General features: G+C 45.7%; 17 protein-coding genes. 16 read left to right on the forward strand and 1 reads right to left on the reverse strand.

Going from position 1 to position 19364, the window contains the following annotated elements:
* The first annotated feature begins 60 nt into the window (after positions 1-60).
* The 5 genes from ric (at position 61) to ACAN54_RS24875 (ending at position 5524) form a co-directional block, all read left to right on the forward strand.
* Positions 61-792 carry an iron-sulfur cluster repair di-iron protein gene (gene ric / locus ACAN54_RS24855; protein WP_379161808.1) on the forward strand — a complete coding sequence of 244 codons (732 nt, stop codon included), beginning with the start codon at positions 61-63 and terminating at the stop codon, positions 790-792.
* Between the two features lie 171 nt (positions 793-963).
* A complete protein-coding gene (locus tag ACAN54_RS24860; RefSeq protein ID WP_379161811.1) occupies positions 964-1665 on the forward strand; it encodes a hypothetical protein in 702 nt (233 codons plus the stop codon).
* Positions 1666-1879: 214 nt separating this feature from the next.
* Positions 1880-4306, forward strand: coding sequence for a nitrite reductase large subunit NirB (nirB, locus tag ACAN54_RS24865; RefSeq protein WP_379161814.1), 2427 nt, complete (start codon positions 1880-1882; stop codon positions 4304-4306).
* A gap of 30 nt (positions 4307-4336) precedes the next feature.
* Complete coding sequence (gene nirD, locus ACAN54_RS24870) at positions 4337-4657, forward strand: nitrite reductase small subunit NirD (protein ID WP_379161817.1); 321 nt, start codon at positions 4337-4339, stop codon at positions 4655-4657.
* A 48-nt stretch (positions 4658-4705) separates the two neighbouring features.
* Positions 4706-5524, forward strand: coding sequence for a formate/nitrite transporter family protein (locus ACAN54_RS24875; RefSeq protein WP_379161820.1), 819 nt, complete (start codon positions 4706-4708; stop codon positions 5522-5524).
* A 215-nt stretch (positions 5525-5739) separates the two neighbouring features.
* Here the strand turns inward: ACAN54_RS24875 and ACAN54_RS24880 are convergent, their stop codons facing one another.
* Complete coding sequence (locus tag ACAN54_RS24880; RefSeq protein WP_379161824.1) at positions 5740-6459, reverse strand: Crp/Fnr family transcriptional regulator; 720 nt, start codon at positions 6457-6459, stop codon at positions 5740-5742.
* 384 nt (positions 6460-6843) lie between these two features.
* On the opposite strand from ACAN54_RS24880, the gene ACAN54_RS24885 reads away from it, so the two are divergent.
* The 11 genes from ACAN54_RS24885 (at position 6844) to ACAN54_RS24935 (ending at position 19357) form a co-directional block, all read left to right on the forward strand.
* The gene (locus ACAN54_RS24885; RefSeq protein WP_379161827.1) at positions 6844-7641 is read left to right on the forward strand and encodes an alpha/beta hydrolase; all 798 of its coding nucleotides are present in this window, start codon (positions 6844-6846) and stop codon (positions 7639-7641) included.
* Positions 7642-7801: 160 nt separating this feature from the next.
* Positions 7802-8428 carry a hypothetical protein gene (locus ACAN54_RS24890; protein ID WP_379161830.1) on the forward strand — a complete coding sequence of 209 codons (627 nt, stop codon included), beginning with the start codon at positions 7802-7804 and terminating at the stop codon, positions 8426-8428.
* A complete protein-coding gene (locus ACAN54_RS24895) occupies positions 8421-8945 on the forward strand; it encodes an accessory gene regulator ArgB-like protein (protein WP_379161833.1) in 525 nt (174 codons plus the stop codon). The genes ACAN54_RS24890 and ACAN54_RS24895 overlap by 8 nt, the downstream gene beginning before the upstream one ends.
* On the forward strand, positions 8942-9052 hold the full coding sequence (locus ACAN54_RS24900) for an AgrD family cyclic lactone autoinducer peptide (RefSeq protein ID WP_379161836.1): 111 nt from the start codon (positions 8942-8944) through the stop codon (positions 9050-9052). Before ACAN54_RS24895 ends, ACAN54_RS24900 begins: the two co-directional genes overlap by 4 nt.
* A gap of 13 nt (positions 9053-9065) precedes the next feature.
* The gene (locus tag ACAN54_RS24905) at positions 9066-9458 is read left to right on the forward strand and encodes a hypothetical protein (protein ID WP_379161839.1); all 393 of its coding nucleotides are present in this window, start codon (positions 9066-9068) and stop codon (positions 9456-9458) included.
* Positions 9459-9875: 417 nt separating this feature from the next.
* Positions 9876-12497, forward strand: a complete 2622-nt coding sequence (gene adhE / locus ACAN54_RS24910; RefSeq protein WP_379161843.1) for a bifunctional acetaldehyde-CoA/alcohol dehydrogenase — start codon at positions 9876-9878, stop codon at positions 12495-12497.
* Positions 12498-12759: 262 nt separating this feature from the next.
* Positions 12760-15021, forward strand: coding sequence for a formate C-acetyltransferase (gene pflB, locus ACAN54_RS24915; protein WP_379161846.1), 2262 nt, complete (start codon positions 12760-12762; stop codon positions 15019-15021).
* 131 nt (positions 15022-15152) lie between these two features.
* Positions 15153-15890 carry a pyruvate formate-lyase-activating protein gene (gene pflA, locus ACAN54_RS24920; RefSeq protein WP_379161849.1) on the forward strand — a complete coding sequence of 246 codons (738 nt, stop codon included), beginning with the start codon at positions 15153-15155 and terminating at the stop codon, positions 15888-15890.
* Between the two features lie 251 nt (positions 15891-16141).
* Positions 16142-17545 (forward strand): extracellular solute-binding protein, encoded by a 1404-nt coding sequence (locus ACAN54_RS24925; RefSeq protein WP_379161852.1) that lies wholly within the window; start codon positions 16142-16144, stop codon positions 17543-17545.
* 97 nt (positions 17546-17642) lie between these two features.
* Positions 17643-18527 (forward strand): carbohydrate ABC transporter permease, encoded by an 885-nt coding sequence (locus tag ACAN54_RS24930; protein ID WP_379161854.1) that lies wholly within the window; start codon positions 17643-17645, stop codon positions 18525-18527.
* On the forward strand, positions 18527-19357 hold the full coding sequence (locus tag ACAN54_RS24935) for a carbohydrate ABC transporter permease (RefSeq protein WP_379161857.1): 831 nt from the start codon (positions 18527-18529) through the stop codon (positions 19355-19357). Before ACAN54_RS24930 ends, ACAN54_RS24935 begins: the two co-directional genes overlap by 1 nt.
* Positions 19358-19364: the final 7 nt, after the last annotated feature.

Below are 19364 nucleotides of genomic sequence, written 5' to 3' on the forward strand. Positions count from 1 at the left end.
CTGGCGTTAAGGTATAGAGGTACAAGAAACCTATACCAACAACCCAAGGGAGGGCCCCTTATGACGGCCAAACAATTTAACAATACAATGACAGATCCATCCATTCATTTCACCGGTGAAGCCATGGTGAGAGATATCGTCCTGCAATTCCCCAAATCAGCCGATTACTTTAAGGCACAGCGGATTGACTTTTGCTGCGGAGGCGCGAAACCATTGGCAGAGGTAGCTGCCGAAAAAGGACTGGATACGGATGCAGTTATTCAGGATCTGAACAAACTATATGCCGAACATCCGGTGCTTGAAGAAGATACGGCCTGGAATGAAGCGTCTTCGGAAGAACTGGTAGATTATATTATTAACAAGCATCACAGATATTTGCGCGAAGAGTTACCGCTTATCGCCCAGAATGTAACGAAGGTCTTCCGCGTTCATGGTGAAGATTCTCCGCACCTGGCTGAGGTTTACCGCTTATTCCATACGCTGCGTGAAGAATTGCTGGAGCACACAGCTAAGGAAGAAGAGAGCGAATTCCCCAAAATGCTGGCCTATGATAAGAATCCAAGCGAAGAAGGGTTGACTGAACTGCGCGGACTTCTGCATTCACTGGAAGAAGAGCATGACGGGGCGGGAAACATTTTGCGCGAGTTGCGGAGAGTTACTGGGGACTTCACCCCGCCGGAGCATGCCTGCACCACCTACCGTCTCACTTATGCCCGGCTTGAGGAGCTGGAGGGAATGACCTTTGAGCACGTGCATCTGGAGAACAACATTCTCTTCCTGCGTTACCAATAGAGGATTATCGGTTTTACAAGTCCCTTCGGGGACTTTTTTTATGGGCTGGGACCAGGAATATTTGAGAACCGCACCCATTTACGTTATTCTTAAAAAGACTATGTACATAATCAAGACCTGTCTGAGCAGCAGTAGAAGGCTGGAAGCTGGCGGGAGAAGGCGGTGCCGGGAATGTCCGCGAAGTGGGTGTGGCGTATTTTGCTGGGAATGATGATCATGGCAGCTTTGAGCAGTTGCTCTTCAGTTCTGGAGTCCCAGACCGATGGCAGCAATGCAGGAACCGGTAATGCCGGACCGGCGCTTTCGGTTCTGGTCGGCAACAGTGAGCTTGCCTCAAGCTCGGGCAGGCAGCTAAGCGAGGCCTATACAGAAGGATTGACGCTTATTGAACTGTTTAAGAGAAGTGGGGTAGTCACCTTTGCGGATGACGGCTACAATATCCTGGCAGTCAACAAAGTATCTTTAAGCCCGGAATGGGTCTGGGAGATTGAATTGAACGGCAAAAAAATAACGGATTGGAACACCCGCGTTGACCGCGTGGATAGCATTGTTGCTGAAGCAATCCCAGCAGCAAGCGGGGCCGAGCTGCAGCCGGTTATTTTCACGGTGAACGGTGGCAGTGAGCAGCCACAGATGACGCATTCTTACGTGCTGCCTTATTCCAGAGAGTTGTCTGTCCGGGGTGTGCTGCAGACCAGCGGAATGGTACAGCTCTCCGAGGACAATAAAACAATAATCAGCATCATGGAGTACAAGCCGCTCAGTAAGGAGGCATGGACGCTGAAGGTTAATGGGAAGCAATTGCTGGACACCGGGATTGATATGAAGCTTAGACCCCAGGATACTCTGGAGGTTGAGCTGGTACTGCGTTAAATTTAAGATCACTTCGCCATTTTCCCTAGTTTTACGACATAGGGGAAATGGCGATTTTTTTGTATCCAAACGTATGGGGAAGCAGTTAAGAAATTATGTGAAATACTTCACAAATAATGTGATTACAATCACAAATCCCTTTCAAATTTAAACAGTATAATTTCACTATAAAGTATGTTGTGAGGAAGTTCAGAGCTTGAAGGAGGTCATTACAGTGACAGTGGAGAGAGAAAAACTAGTACTCATAGGTAACGGTATGGCAGGGGTAGGCACAATCGAGCAGATTTTGAAGCTTGGCGGCGCTTATGATATTACTGTATTCGGAAGTGAGCCACATCCCAATTACAATCGCATTATGCTGTCATATGTTCTGGAAGGCAGCAAGACGATGGAGGATATTGTCCTGAATGACCGCCAGTGGTACGCGGATCATCATATTACTTTGCATACAGGAACTACTGTTATCCGTATTGATGAAGCATCCCGGCAGATTATCACGGATAATGGGCTGTCAGTTGCCTATGACAAAGCCATAATCGCCACAGGCTCGAACTCGTTCATTCTACCTGTACCGGGAAGCGACAAGGAAGGTGTAGTCGGCTTCCGCGATATCGCGGATTGCGATGCGATGCTTGCAGCAGCGAAGCAGTACCGTACGGCAGCGGTTATCGGGGGCGGACTCCTGGGACTGGAAGCGGCTAAGGGACTTGTGAATCTCGGTATGGATGTTACGGTTGTACATTTGCTGGAGGATCTGATGGAGCGTCAGCTGGATCATACAGCTTCCTCCATGCTTCAGGCGGAACTGGCCCGTCAGGGTGTGAAGTTTGCTATGGGTAAGCAGACTGTAGAGCTGACCGGAGAAGAACGTGTGAACGGATTACGCTTCAGTGACGGAACAGAGCTGGCGGCAGATTTTGTAGTGATGGCAGTAGGAATTAAGCCGAATACTCAGCTTGCCAAAGAAAGCGGTATTACGGTGAATCGCGGGATTGTTGTCGATGATTATCTGCAAACCTCGATGCCAGGTGTATATTCCGTTGGTGAATGTACGGAACACAGAGGGACCTGTTACGGTCTGGTAGCACCGCTGTTCGAGCAGGGGATGGTGCTGGCCAAACATCTGTGCAATGTGCCGACTCAGCCGTATGAAGGTTCTGTCGTAGCCACCAAGCTGAAAATTTCCGGAGTGGATGTCTTCTCTGCCGGTGAGTTCACGGAAACTCCAGAACATACCGTCATCTCTTCCAAAGATGAATGGAAACGGACCTACAAGAAGATTCTGCTCAAGAATAATACCATTGTTGGGGCCGTACTCTTCGGCGATGTCACGGAATCAGCCAATCTGCAGAAGCTGGTGAAGCAGGGTTCGGAAATGACGGATGAGATCTACGGCGAAGTTATGGGTACTGGTTGCTGCGGTGGAGGCGGAGCCAAAAAGGGCTTGTCGGTGGAAACGATGGCCGATGAAGAGATCGTCTGCGGCTGTAACGGTGTGACTAAAAAAGCCATTGTCGATGCCGTAACGGAGAATGGATTCACCACTGTGGATGAGATCAAGGCCTGCACCGGGGCTACCCGTTCCTGCGGCGGCTGTAAACCTGTAGTGGAACAAATCCTGCAATTTGTCCTTGGGGACAGCTTCCAGCAGAGCGCCAAGCAGGGAATCTGCGGCTGCACCACCCTGAGCAGGGACGAGATCGTAGCCGAAATCACCTCTAAAGGGCTGAAGACAACCAAAGAAGTCATGAATGTACTGGACTGGAAGCAAGCCGAAGGCTGCTCCAAATGTCGTCCGGCAGTGAACTATTATCTTGGCATGATCTATCCTGACACTCATGAGGATGAGAAGGAATCCCGTTTTGTCAACGAACGGATGAGTGCGAACATCCAGAAAGATGGTACCTTTACAGTTGTACCTCGTATGTATGGCGGTGTTACGACACCGGAGGATCTGAAACGGATAGCTGATGTCTCTTTGAAATATGATGTTAAGGTTGTGAAGGTCACCGGCGGACAGCGTCTGGACTTAATCGGCATCAAAAAAGAAGATGTGCCCAAGGTGTGGGAGGAGCTGGACATGCCATCCGGCTATGCCTACGCAAAATCCCTGCGTACCGTGAAGACCTGTGTAGGCTCGCAGTTCTGCCGTTTTGGCACACAGGATTCGATGGGAATGGGAGCAATGCTTGAACGCAAATACGAGCGCCTTGATTTTCCAGCCAAGTTCAAAATGGCAGTCAACGGCTGCCCGCGCAACTGTGCAGAATCCTGCACAAAGGATATCGGCATCGTCGGTAACGATGGAGGATGGGAGATCTTCATTGGCGGTAACGGCGGAATCAAGCCGCGTATTGCTGACGCCTTCTGCAAGGTGAAAACTGATGAGGAACTGGTAGAGGTCTGCTCCGCAGTCATGCAGTATTACCGTGAAACCGGCAACTACCTGGAACGGACTTCCGAGTGGGTGGAACGCATGGGACTTGAGCAGATTCAGAAGGTGATTCTGGAGAACGAAGAGCAACGTAAAGAGCTTGCTGCACGTATAGATTTTGCCCTGGCACAGGTTTCGGATCCCTGGAAAAAAATGTTGGATGACCAGGAGACACGTACCGCACTTTTTGAGCAGGCAAGAGTCTGACCTATACCCACTATGAGAGGAGAGAGCTTAATGCAAACCACTACACAAGAATATGCTGTAGGCACGGTGGAAGAGTTCCTGCTGCAGATCGGCCGGGTTGTTACCACCGGTGAGATTGAATTAGCCATTTTCCGTACCTCGGATGGGGCCGTTTATGCCCTGGAGAATCGCAGTCCGCATCCCAAAGGCGGTCCGCTGGCTGAAGGGATCGTCTCCGGCTACTATCTGTACGATCCATTGTATGACTGGAAAATTGACCTGCGAAGCGGCGAAGTGCAAGCCCCAGACCATGGTCAGGTGAAGGTCTATCCGGTTCTACTGGACGGCGGTATTGTAAAGGTCAGCCTGTAAATATATTGGATGAATAAATAATTATTTGGAGAATGGCGGGGTGGACGTGTGTTTACGCAAAGTGTAGAGAATATCGTAGAGACGGCAGTATCCAAACGGGATAAGATGAATGAAAGTCTGCCGAAATACTTTCTTGCCGCATTGCTGGCTGGAGCCTATGTAGGCATTGGTATTATTCTGATTTTTTCGCTCGGGGCGCCACTGGCAGCAGTGAAATCTCCTTTTCAGCCGCTGATTATGGGTATGTCCTTCGGGATAGCCCTGACACTGGTAGTCTTCGCGGGCTCGGAGCTGTTCACCGGGAACAATATGTTTTTCACTGTAAGCACACTTGCGGGAAGAACCAGTGTATGGGATACGGTTAAGAATTGGGTTCTCGTATTTATCGGGAATGTTGCCGGTGCGGTGATTCTGGCATTGCTGATCCGGGGGACAGGATTATTTTCAGCCGCTCCGGCTGAACATCTGATTTTTACAGCAGCGGCTAAAAAAATGAGCCTGCCGTTCTCTGAGCTGTTTTTCCGCGGTATTCTCTGTAACTGGCTAGTCTGTCTGGCACTGTGGATGTCCTCCCGTGCCAAAAGTGAGACAGCTAAGCTAGTGCTGATCTGGTGGTGTTTGTTCGCATTCATAGCAAGTGGCTATGAGCATAGTGTTGCGAATATGACGCTGCTGAGCGTAGCCCTGCTCCTGCCTAACCACCCAGAGACCATCACCCTAGCCGGATGGATGCACAACATGATTCCAGTTACCTTGGGTAATATTATCGGCGGCGGTGTGTTTGTCGGCATGGCGTACTGGATGATCTCCCCGGTGCGGGCTGCACGGACTGGTGTTATTAATAAGACGAAAAAGCAAGTCAGCTAGATTCTTAGAGAGCCCTGTGGTCAATGACTGCAGGGCTTTTTTGCATGAGTGAATTAAATGAACCTGGCACGAAATTTGTATGAATAGCGGGAAACTGCCCTGGTAAGAAAAAAAGACGCCGGACAGGGCGTCTTTGACCACTCTATTAATTTATGCGAATTCTCCGGGTCATATATGATTCATTGAGGTGAATAGAGGGTATTAGTATTAGGAAATTAAATGCGGCAAATTTCGTTAGGACACAATTCACAGTGGCAGATGTCTTGAAGCATCGACAGATCCTTAATCACAATCATGCCATTCTCATATTCCACAGCATCTTTTTTACGCAGATCGCTCAGCATCCGGTTGACGCTCTCACGGGTTGCGCCGATCATGTTGGAGAGATCCGTATGCGTAATTTTTTTGTTGATCAGAATGCTGTCCCCGGTCTTCTCGCCATAGGTATTGCCCAGTCGAATCAGGGTGGAGCAGAGTGCGCCAGGCTTGCCGTACATCATCAGATCACGGAATTTCGTCTGTGTGAGACGGTGATGGATACCCATCCATTTCATAAAGTCGATGGCAAAATCACAATGCTGGCAGATAAGAATCTCCAGATCCTTCTGCTCGATAACGCCAACTTCGCTTTCTTCAATCACTTCAGCGGTGAAGCTGTGCTTGGTGCTGAAGAAAGGATCTGCCTGACCTACCATATCCCCTGCCTGATACATATACAGAATGAGTTCTTTGCCTTCGTCAGTAGATTTGGTAAGCTTCACACGTCCACGTTTGATATAAAACAATTTATCCGAGTAGTCACCTTCCCAGAACAAATGAGAGCCCTCAGGTACCATACGCTCTTTCATTGTAACCAGAAGCCGGTTAAAGTTCTGTTCGGAGAAACAGTTTGTATTGCCGTGGGCCTCGATAACATTATAATGTTCCTTTATCATAATCGATATCCCCTTTATTCCCTCAGTTTTTCAGTAAATTTTAAATTAATTATACCTTGAAATTCCTCTTTATGGGTGATAATTTTCGTTAAAAAGTGTCGATTTTTTAACATTGTGATAATTTTCACTTCAAAGGTGTGAGATTTAATATTCTTTTGAGCTGAAATAGGGATCAAAAGCATTAATCACTCACTATTATAGCAGTAGTCACCTATTATGGACAGATAATGGGTGCTGCTGTTATTTTCTTTTTTAGCGAACATTGATTTTTTAGGATCAACCCCAGGATTGCATGAATGGTAAGACCTTGATAGACTTGTTGCAGGGAAAGAAAGCGATTTCCTGAATGATTCTATCATAATGAGGAAAGCTTGAGGGATGAGTATGGAGACTTTATTATTATGGCCTGAGGGGGCACCAGGGGCACAGGGAACAAGTGATGAGGATTGTCCGGCGATTACGCCTTATCTGGTGGAAGGTGATAAGAATGCTGCTGTGATCGTCTGTCCGGGCGGGGCCTATGCTATGCGGGCGGACCATGAAGGCGGGCCGGTTGCAGAATGGTTGAACTCGCTGGGAATATCAGCCTTTGTGCTGCGTTACCGTGTAGCACCTTATGGTTATCCACATGCATTACTGGATGCACAGCGCGCGCTCCGGATGATCCGGCACCATGCAGACGAGTTCGGAATTGATTCTGGCAGATTGGGCATTCTGGGATTTTCGGCAGGGGGACATTTAGCTTCTGCTGCTGGTGTATTATTCGATAAAGGTGATGAAGATGCTATAGACCCTATGGAACGACAGTCCTGCCGCCCTGATCTGCTGATCTTGTGTTATCCGGTAATATCTATGGCTGAAGGTGTTACTCACCAAGGTTCAAAAGAAAATCAGTTGGGAAGCCATCCTGATCCGGAGCTTGAAGAACGGCTCAGCAGTGAGCTTCAGGTAACGGCAGCAACACCGCCAGCGTTCTTGTGGCATACCTCGGACGATGAGGCAGTGCCGGTGGAGAACAGCCTCCGATTTGCCGCAGCGTTAAGCCGTCATCATATTCCGTTCGATCTTCATATATATGCGCATGGAGAACATGGGCTTGGTCTGGCAGGCGATGAGCCTCATACCCGAAGCTGGACGAAGGCATGTGCCTCCTGGCTGGATTTACAAGGGTATTGCAAATAGTTTTAACAGAAGAAGCTTTTCATGGGCCGATGCGGTTCTATGGAAGGCTTTTTTATTTTGGTTCTATACTTTGTGATTTCCAAAAATTAACTATACTAATGGGATAAAATTCAATATAATGGAAAATAAAAGGCGATAAATTGCAAGGCGGTGATGCTTTTTGTCATGGGGTCCGGCGGGATTTATATTCTTCTCGACTATTGAGGGGGTTGGGATTTTTGCCATGATGATGTCGTTCTTCAGGTTAAGGCCGACGGATTATATATGGCCTGCACTATTTACAATTTTGCTGATGAACCTCGAGAGCTTTGTACTTAGGAATAATTTTGATATAGGCTATCTGGTACCGCTGGTAAACATGCTGATTTTTATCTTTTTGCTGACTGCGATCATTAAAGTACCTCTTATCTGGTCATCGATTATAGTGATATCCGGCTATCTTGCCTTTAGTATGATCCAGCTTACTTTGATCCTCTTCCTATTTGGCTCTATTTCTCATTCACAAACTTCATTGCTTAATGAATATTATGGGCAATTCATATCCGGCTTTGTCAGTATGGCTCTAGCATGGTTTCTTTATAAATTCGGCATAGGGTTTACATTTGATTTTGAAAAGCTACGCTCCCGTTGGGAGGTTGTACTAATGATTGGATGGATTTTGCTATTTTTACTGCTGTTTTCACTCATTATGTACAAAAATGAGACTAGCTGGTGTCTTCTTTTTTTTCCCAGCGCTTTTGTATTCTTAATGTACTATTCCATGAAAAAGGAGAAAATGAATGATTGAAATGCTTGCGGCAAGAATGGCTGTAACTTTAAAACGCTCTGTACCAGATCATCCTTCTTCTGTTGAAGTTTTTACATTTGCCATTTCCATGATGCTCAACCTGTTATTTATTGTCGCAGCGACACTGGGCATATCCCTATATAACGGACGGACGGTAGATGTGGTTATTACACTGATCTCGTTTGCTATTCTTCGCCAGTTGACCGGAGGTATGCATCTGAGATCCAATCTACGATGCGCTATAGCTTCCACCTTGCTTTTTACAGGTATTTCGCTTCTTTCACTGGGGCAGTTTTGGATTATTACGGCAACAGCAGCAGCTATCATTATCATCTGTATTTTTGCACCGGTCGGTATTAGCCAGCAATCAACGATACCCTCCAAATACTATCCATATATGAAGCTGGCAGCGATAGTGCTTGTCGCCTTCAACTTTCTGATATTGTCACCTGCTCTGGCGTTCAGCTTTTTGGCCCAGAGCATTACACTGGTGCTGGGAAAGGTGGTGAGATCATGAATCTGGTTGCAAATGTACTGACCAAGGTTGCAAGTGCTGCTGTAAGCACAAACAGCTTTTTGTTTTTTTTCAAAGGCAATATTCCCGCTGAACTGTTAAAAAAATAAATAAGAAGGCAGGTTGATTCCATTGCGAACGTTATCCGTTACCGCAACCGCTGACGGATCTACCGGGATCATCGCTGTTTACTTCGAACACATCCTGTTTCTTAAATGCAATTCCAACGAATCACAGTCTATCCTGGTACATACGAGGGAAGGCGTATACTACATCATGGGACCCTTGCGGTACTGGGTGAACGCGCTTAACAGCACCGGATGCATTTTTAGCATCGTAGATCGGGGAACAGCGGTCAACATCGCTAACGTGGCATGTCTAGACAGGACCTTCAAGGTTGCTTATTTCGATCCTGTGAGCAGCCAGAACTCTCTAAGCTGCACAATAGCCTATCATCGTTACAGAGTTGTTGAACAAGAACTGACCCGAATGAATCCTAATATTATATTGTGCTAGATAATCTTGTGAGGGGACTGTCCGATGACAGTCTCTATTTTTTATTTTCACCTCAGTTCCTTACTATAGAATATAAATTTCACAAAGACAGACTGGTGAACCAACGATCTGTACATAACGGAGGTGAAACCCTGAAGATGGATAGAGATAAGATAGAGGAGTAACAACAAGAAAAGCAGTATTACAGTGAAATATGTCAAGTGAAAAAATTCACGTTCACATAAACGACAAAAATAGCGCTGATTATAAACATAATATGTAAGTATAACCTTAATATGATCGAATGAAAGCGCTTTGAAAACAAATCAAAAAAAACTTTATACTTTGTGAAAGATTTCACTATACAACCCGTAAAGGATGTGATAAGATAAATGTGTAGAGAAAAACAACCTAAAAATTGACAGGAGGACGAGGGAGATGGCAGTTAAAAACGAAGTCGCCGCCCAAGTGAAACAAACCACCGCTGAAGAGTATATTCAGGCTTTGGTGGATAAAGCAAAGAAAGCTCAAGAGGCTTACATGGAGCTGGATCAAGAGCAGGTTAACACAATCGTTCATGCAATGGCGTTGGCAGGACTCGACAAGCATATGTACTTGGCAAAGCTGGCTGTTGAAGAAACAGGCCGCGGCGTCTACGAAGACAAAATTACGAAGAACATCTTCGCAACAGAATATATCTGGCACGGCATTAAGTATGATAAGACAGTAGGCGTAGTTGAAGACAATCAATACGAAAGTTTCCAGAAGATTGCTGAACCAGTCGGAATCGTAATGGGTATCACACCGGTAACCAACCCAACATCCACCACGATGTTTAAAGCATTGATCGCCGCTAAGACACGTAACCCTATTATATTCGGTTTCCATCCATCTGCGCAAGAGTGTAGCGCTGCAGCAGCTAAGATTCTTCATGACGCAGCTGTAAAAGCTGGTGCTCCTGAAAACTGCATTCAATGGATCGAACTTCCTACAATGGACAAAACAAACGCACTGATGAACAATCCGGACGTTGCACTAATCCTGGCAACAGGCGGTTCGGCAATGGTCAAAGCAGCTTACAGCTGTGGCAAACCAGCTCTCGGCGTAGGCCCTGGTAACGTACCTGCCTTCATTGAGAAGAGTGCTGATATCGATCAGGCAGTAACCGACATTATCCTTTCCAAAACATTCGACAATGGTATGATCTGTGCTTCCGAGCAAGCGGTTATCATTGAAGAAGCAATTTTTGACCAAGTGAAAAAGAAAATGATCGCTAATGGCTGCTACTTTGTTAATAAAGAAGAAGCTGCCAAGCTGACAAGCGGCGCAATGAACGTCGAAAAATGCGCAGTAAACCCTGCTATCGTAGGTCAATCCGCAGTGAAAATTGCTGAAATGTGCGGAATTCAAGTTCCTGCCGGCACTAAGATTCTGGTTGCTGAACTTGAAGGTGTAGGTACTAAATATCCGCTGTCCGCTGAAAAATTGAGCCCGGTTCTTGCTTGCTACAAAGTTAAAAACGCAGACCAGGGTATCGAACGTGCAGCACAGATTGTTGAATTTGGCGGTATGGGTCACAGCTCGGCCATTCACTCCAACAATGAAGAAGTTATTATGAAGTTCTCGCACCGTCTGCAAACCGGACGTATTCTCGTCAATTCGCCTTCCACACATGGCGCAATCGGCGATATCTACAATACGAATATCCCTTCACTGACTCTGGGCTGCGGATCTTACGGCCGCAACTCTGTATCGCAGAACGTAACTGCCATTAATCTGATCAACGTGAAAAGGGTGAACCGTCGTACCGTGAATATGCAATGGTTTAAAGTACCTGACAAAATTTACTTCGAAAAAGGATCCACTCAGTACCTGGCTAAAATGCCTGACATCACACGGGTAGCAATTATCACTGACCCAATGATGGTTAAACTGGGCTATGTAGAAAGAGTTGAGCATTACCTGCGTCAACGCCAGACTCCAGTAGCGATCGAAGTGTTCTCGGAAGTTGAACCAGATCCATCGACTACTACTGTAGAAAAAGGTACTGCAATGATGAACAGATTCCAACCGGACTGCATCATCGCACTCGGTGGCGGTTCCCCAATGGATGCTGCCAAAGGCATGTGGTTGTTCTACGAACACCCAGACGCTGACTTTAACGGTTTGAAACAGAAATTCATGGATATCCGCAAACGCGTATACAAATTCCCTAAGCTTGGTAACAAAGCGAAATTTGTAGCGATTCCAACTACTTCGGGTACTGGTTCGGAAGTAACTTCTTTCGCGGTTATCACTGACAAAACAACTGCAAATAACACGAAATATCCATTGGCTGACTATGAGCTGACACCAGACGTAGCTATCATCGATCCTGAGTTTGTATACAGCTTGCCAAAAACAGCTGTAGCTGATACAGGTATGGACGTATTGACTCACGCTATCGAAGCATACGTATCCGTAATGGCAAGTGATTATTCGGATGGTCTGGCTATCAAAGCTATCCAATTGGTGTTCCAATACCTTGAAAAATCAGCATTGCAAGGCGACAAACTTGCTCGCGAAAAAATGCACAACGCATCTACGCTTGCTGGTATGGCATTTGCCAACGCATTCCTGGGTATCAACCACAGCTTGGCGCACAAATGGGGCGGACAGTACCACACCGCTCACGGCCGCACCAACGCCATTCTGATGCCGCACGTTATTCGCTACAACGCTAAAAAACCTACAAAGTTCGCTTCGTTCCCTAAATATTCGCACTTTGTAGCTGACGAACGTTATGCCGAAATCGCACGCATTCTGGGATTGCCAGCACGCACTACTGAAGAAGGCGTAACAAGCCTGATCAATGCAATCCGCGACATGAACAAAAAACTCGGCATTGAAGAGTCGTTCCAAGCACTTGGTTTCGATCCTAAGGATTTCGAATCCCGCGTAGACTACTTGGCTGACCGTGCATTCGAAGACCAATGCACCACTGCCAATCCTAAGCTGCCGCTGGTTAGTGAACTTGCTGATGTATACCGTAATGCTTTCTACGGCAGATTCGATAACTAATTGCCGGTTGTATATCAAAAAATGAGTTTGTAGGATAATCTGGGACTGGATGGAAGTGACAAATATCACCGAAAGAGTGATATTTGTCACAGTCCTTTTTCAGAAAATAAACTAAAATGTTTATATAAATAACGGTCCCTGTTATGAAGATGCAATTGTGAATTTTATAACAACCAGATCTTTTTGGGATCACGAGACACGGGATTAACCTTCAAGCCCGCGATCTCTACAAATATACTAAATATAAATGGAGGGATTTAGCATGTCGGTGATTGAAAAAGATGTACAAGAGGTTAAGTCTGGATGGCGCGGTTTTGCAAAAGGCAAATGGTCCAGAAAAGTAAACGTTAATGATTTTATCGAGAAGAACATCAAGCCTTATCTTGGCAAGGAAGATTTCCTTGCAGGTCCTACTTACAATACTACTGAACTTTGGAAAATCGTTTCTGAAATGACCAAGCAAGAAATTGCTAATGGTGGTGTGTTGGATGTGGACGTTAACACTGTATCCACTATTGTATCCCACAACCCTGGTTATATTGACAAAGACAAAGAACAAATTGTTGGCGTTCAGACAGATGCGCCTTTTAAACGTTCAATTCAACCGTTTGGCGGAATTAAGATGATGATCGATGCCACCAAAGCTTATGGCTTCGAGCTTCCGCAAAATATTGTTGAAATGTTTACGAACATCCGCAAAACGCATAACCAAGGCGTATTTGATGCATATACCTCTGAAATGAGAGCAGTTCGTAAAGCGGGTATCATCACTGGTCTTCCTGATGCTTATGGCCGTGGCCGTATTATCGGTGACTACCGTCGTGTAGCTCTTTACGGTATTGACTTCCTGATCAAAGAAAAGAAACAAGACCTTAACAACCTTGAAGTTGATTCCATGACTGAAAGTGTTATTCGTCTTCGTGAAGAAATTTCCGAGCAGATTCGTGCACTTGGCGAATTGAAGAAGATGGCTGAAATGCATGGAATGGATATTTCCAAACCTGCAAACAATGCTAAAGAAGCTTTCCAATGGGTGTACTTCGGTTACCTGGCTGCTATCAAAGAACAAAACGGTGCGGCAATGTCCCTCGGACGCGTATCCTCTTTCCTTGATATCTATGTAGAACGTGACCTTGCAGAAGGAACATTGACTGAAGAACAAGCACAGGAACTGACTGACCATTTCATCATGAAACTTCGTATCGTTAAGTTCTTGCGTACTCCTGACTATAATGAACTGTTCAGTGGAGACCCAACTTGGGTTACTGAGTCTATTGGTGGTATGTCTGTAGACGGAACGACCCGCGTAACTAAGAACAGCTTCCGTTTCCTGCACACCCTGTACAACCTGGGACCAGCTCCAGAACCAAACCTGACTGTACTGTGGTCTGAAAAATTGCCAGAAGGCTTCAAAAAATACTGTGCTAAGGTTTCCATCGAAACTAGCTCAATTCAATATGAAAATGACGATTTGATGCGTCCAATCTACGGTGATGACTACGGTATCGCTTGCTGCGTATCTGCAATGCGTATCGGTAAGCAAATGCAGTTCTTCGGAGCACGTGCCAACCTGGCAAAAGCTTTGCTGTATGCTATCAACGGTGGTGTGGATGAAAAGTCCGGCGTACAGGTAGGTCCTGAACTGCCACGCATCACTTCTGATGTACTGGATTATGAAGAAGTAATGAAACGCTTCAAACCTATGATGGAGTGGTTGGCTAAGACTTACATGAACACTCTGAATGTTATCCACTACATGCATGATAAATATTCTTACGAACGTATTGAAATGGCTCTGCATGACCGTGATATCCTGCGGACTATGGCTTGTGGTATTGCTGGTCTGTCCGTTGCGACTGACTCCCTGAGCGCTATTAAATATGCTAAAGTTAAACCAATCCGTAACGAAGAAGGCATTGCGATCGACTTCGAAATCGAAGGCGAATTCCCTTGCTATGGTAACAACGACGATTCCGTTGATAACATTGCAGTTGAACTGGTTGAATCATTCATGACGATGATCCGCAAACACCACGCTTACCGTGATGCTCTGCCAACTCAATCGATCCTGACGATTACTTCTAACGTAGTGTATGGTAAAAAGACTGGTACTACTCCTGATGGACGTAAAAAAGGCGAACCATTCGCTCCAGGTGCTAACCCAATGCACGGACGTGATAAGAAAGGCGCTTTGGCTTCCTTGAGTTCCGTAGCTAAACTGCCGTACGAAGATAGCTTGGATGGTATCTCTAACACCTTCTCCATCGTGCCAAAAGCACTGGGTAAAGAAGAAGAAGGACGCAAATCCAACCTGGTATCGATGCTTGATGGATACTTCGCAAGCAAAGGTCACCACCTGAACGTTAACGTATTTGCCCGCGAACAATTGCTGGATGCTATGGAGCACCCAGAGAACTATCCACAATTGACTATCCGCGTATCCGGCTATGCTGTTAACTTCATCAAGCTGACTCGTGAACAACAAATGGATGTTATCAACCGTACATTCCATGGTGCAATGTAATATACAAGCATTTGCTTGAGCTCTAGGTATACAGTGAAATAGCTGCAAGGTGATACCGCCCTTGTCTCAAGGGCGGTAATCTCTTGTTCAAAATTAATTAAAATTTTAAATTTTCGAAAGGATGACATCATATGGCTAATGGACATATACACTCCTTAGAAACCTTCGGAACCGTTGACGGGCCAGGTATTCGTTTTGTCTTATTCATGCAGGGCTGTCTCTTGAAATGTCAATACTGCCACAATCCCGATACTTGGGGTCTGAATGAAGGCAGAGAAATGAGTATTGAAGAGGTTTTAGCCGAAATTGAGCCTTACTTAAATTATTATCGCTCCTCCGGTGGCGGTTTGACCGTATCTGGCGGTGAACCGACTTTGCAGGCACATTTTGTCAAGCAGCTGTTCACCGAAGTGAAGAAACGCTGGAATTTGCATACCACACTTGATACTAACGGATACAATGAAGGCGACAAAATCAATGATTTGCTCGAACAGACGGACCTGGTCTTGCTTGATCTTAAGCATATTGATGATGAAGCGCATATCAAACTTACCGGAAAGTCCAATGAACGTACGCTGAAGCTGGCCCGCTGGCTGTCTGACCATAACCGCAAGATGTGGATTCGCCATGTTTATGTGCCGGGTATTCATGACCGTGAAGAGGATTTGATCAATTTGGGACGCTTTATCGGCACATTGAATGGTGTCGAAAAATTCGAAATTCTCCCGTATCATCAGATGGGTATCTATAAATGGGAAGTTCTTGGAAGACCATATGAGCTTGAAGGAGTACCTTCACCCACAGAAGAAGAAGTTCAACGCGCCTACCGTTTGATTGAAGAAGGCCGCAAGCAAACCGCCTTGGTCTAAGGATTCGCCATATCAAAGCCGTTCCAATAGTGCAATTACTGTTGGTACGGTTTTTTTGTGTAAAATGAACTGGAGTGAGGTATTCATCTTAAGTTATATTTCATGACATGTATTGTATGTGAATTATCATGGTTTCGCTTACATAAGAGGTTTTTATCCCTATAGTGGATGAATCTTAACCTTACAGTTCCAAAACATGTTTTCTATAATAAGAAATGTAAGGGAAATCAACATAGGGAGGGTCACCCATAATGAAAAAAAGTGTAACATTGCTATTGTCCCTGTTGTTTGTTAGTTCGGCAATAATGGCTGGCTGCAGCAACAACAATAATTCTTCAGGTAGTAAAGATGATGCGGCCGCTACCAATACTACGAATGCTACGAACGCGCCTGCTACCGAGGAACCGGCCAGCAGCGAACCTTTTGAAATGACCATTCGTCATACTCAGGTAGGTGCCGATAAACAGAAACGCTTGGCTATTCTGGAGGATGTCGTAGGGAAAGTACAGGCGGAAGTACCGGGACTCACTTTTAAGCTGGATGGTGTGGACTCTGATGTTAACCGTAAGGAAAAGCTGCGCGGTGAAATGGCAGCGGGGAATCCGCCTGAGATTTTTGACCTTTTCGGTAGCCCTGACTCTAAAATATATGCCAAAGAAGGTAAATTGCTCGATCTCACACCGATCCTTGAAGAACTGGGCATCAAAGACAAATTCTCAAATCTTGATCCTTTTACGTATGAAGGTAAAATATATGGGCTTCCGATCGGTGGCTCAGGTGAAGGTTTCTTCTATAATAAAGAATATTATGCGAGCAAGGGCTGGAAGGCTCCTACAACTTTCGCAGAATTAGAACAACAGCTGGCAGATATCAAAGCCGACGGCAAAGTGCCGCTGGCGGGAGCTTCCAAGGCGGGCTGGGTACCACTAATGTTAGCTAACCATCTCTGGTCCCGTTATGCCGGACCGGATATTACAGCTAAGTTTGCTACCGGTGAAGCCAAATGGAGTGATCCAAATGTAATTAAGGGTTTTGCCAAGTATAAGGAATGGGAAGATAAAGGTTACTTCAAAAAAGGCGAGCTTGGTTTCGAATATGCTGAATATACTACCCAGTTCACCAGCGGTGAAGCGATTCTGATGTATGACGGCACATGGAAATCCTCGGTATTCAAGGCAGGTCAATCCGGTGAAGGATTAATTGGCAAGGTTGGCTTCTTCAATATTCCGCCTGTAGATGGAGGAGCCGGCGATCAGACGGCATTGATGCGTGACGTGAATAATGGTTATGGGTTCTCTGCTTCTGCTGGTGAGGATGAACGGCAGCTAGCGGCAGTGAAGTCTTTTATCAAAAATATGTACAATGAGGAAATGCAACTGCGCGGATTGGTTGAAGACGGGGTGCTGCCAGCGATGAAGATTGATCAGGCAGTATTAAATAAAAATATCACGGATGATCTGATGAGTGAAATTGTAGCTGTTCTGAATAGCTCCGAATCTTCCTTTCCGGCCTTCGACTCTCTGGTACAGGCAGATGTAACTACCGAAATAAGCAATATTCAGATTCAAAAGCTGATCGGCGGTCAGACGACACCTGAAAAAATGGGCGAGGCTCTGCAAAAGGTTCAAGAGGAAGCCAACGCAGCAGTGGAATAAGGAATGATGAATGGAATGTGCCCTGGTACTTGCTCCAGGGTGCATTTTTTACAATCGGCCCAGAGCTCCTTGATTCTTAAGCAATCGGAGGAAAGTCATGAATAAATCACTCAGAAATCCGCTGGTGTTCACCTTGTTTATTTTGCCTGCGTTAATCTTGTTTTTGATGTTCTTCATTTATCCAATATTCAGCTCGTTGTACTACAGTATGACTAGTTGGAACGGCGTTTCAGACACCGTTAAGTATACTGGAATAAGTAATTTCAAAAAAGCCTTGGGCGATGATCGCTTCTGGGTATCAGTCAAGAATAACGGATGGTTTATATTGTTTTCCGTATTCATTCAGGTACCTCTCATTATTCTGTTCTCTCTGCTGATTGCCAATGTTAAAAGACTGAAGGGACTCTACAAGACAGCGGTGTTTTTGCCTTCCATTATGTCAACAGCGGTAATTGGTATTCTGTGGGGGTTCATCTATGAGCCCAATATCGGGCTATTCAATAAATTGCTGGGGGTTGTCCATATTGAACCGGTATATTGGCTGTCAGATGAGCGTTTTGCTATGCTGTCCATTCTGATCACCAATGCCTGGCAGTGGACCGGATTCTACATTGTAATGGTGCTGGCAGCCATTCTATCAATTCCCCGTGAACTGGATGAGGCGGCGGCTATTGACGGTGCTACGGGTTTCCAGCGGGCTACGCGCATTACATTGCCGCTAATCGTCCCAATTATCTCCGTTGTGATCATGCTATCTATTGCCGGAGCCATGAAAGCTGCGGATATCGTTATCGTTATGACAAAGGGTGGCCCGGCAGGTTCAACTGAGGTAATGGCCACCTACATGATCAAGTATGCCATCACCAACTTTAAATACGGGTATGGGAATACCATTGCCATTCTGATCTTTATGTTCACGCTCGTGGTTACGGCTCTTTATCAGCTGCTGTTTGCCCGGCGTAATGAAAGGATTGAATACTAATGGTGCGCACCTTGAAAAAAAGCATTCCGCATATCGCATTGCTGGGTTATCTTGTAGTGGTGTTGTTTCCGTTTTTGTTCGTACTGTTCTCATCGGTGAAGAAGGATAATAACGCGATAGCGCTGAATCCTTTTGGAATTCCGAAGGGATTTGAGTTTAATAATTATGTTGAAGCCTGGGTAAACGCCAAGATCAGTACGTACTTTTTTAACAGCCTGTACATTTCTGTGCTTTCTTCTGTAGTATCCATCCTGCTGGCTTCCATGTTCGCTTTTGCGGTTACACGGATGCGTCATGGCAAGTTGAATACCACACTCTTTTCCCTGGTGCTCATCGGAATGTTAATTCCGAATAATGCGCTGATGCTGCCGATTTATACCATTGTCCGCAAGCTCCACATCCTGAATACCCACTGGGCGCTGATCATTCCTTATATCGCCAACGCGATTCCGTTCACCATTATCATTTTGGCTGCGTTCATGCGCTCCCTGCCTAGTGAAATTGAGGAAGCAGCTGTAATGGATGGCTTGAAGGCACCTGGTATCTTTGCTAAAATTATTGTACCTTTGACGGTTCCCGCCATGGTTACAGTATTCATTGTTAATTTCCTGGGAAATTGGAATGAGTTTTTGCTGGCCAATTATTTTCTTTCGAATGACGAGCTGCGCACGCTTCCGGTGGGGATGGTCCAATTCCGTGATCAGTATCAGATGAACTATGCGCAGATGTCCGCAGGCATTGTCTACAGTGTGCTTCCGGTCGTAATTATTTACGCCATTTTGCAGGAGAAGATTATTGAAGGGGTTACAGCGGGCAGCGTAAAAGGATAATCCTATT

It is taken from the genome of Paenibacillus diazotrophicus (genome assembly GCF_042610465.1).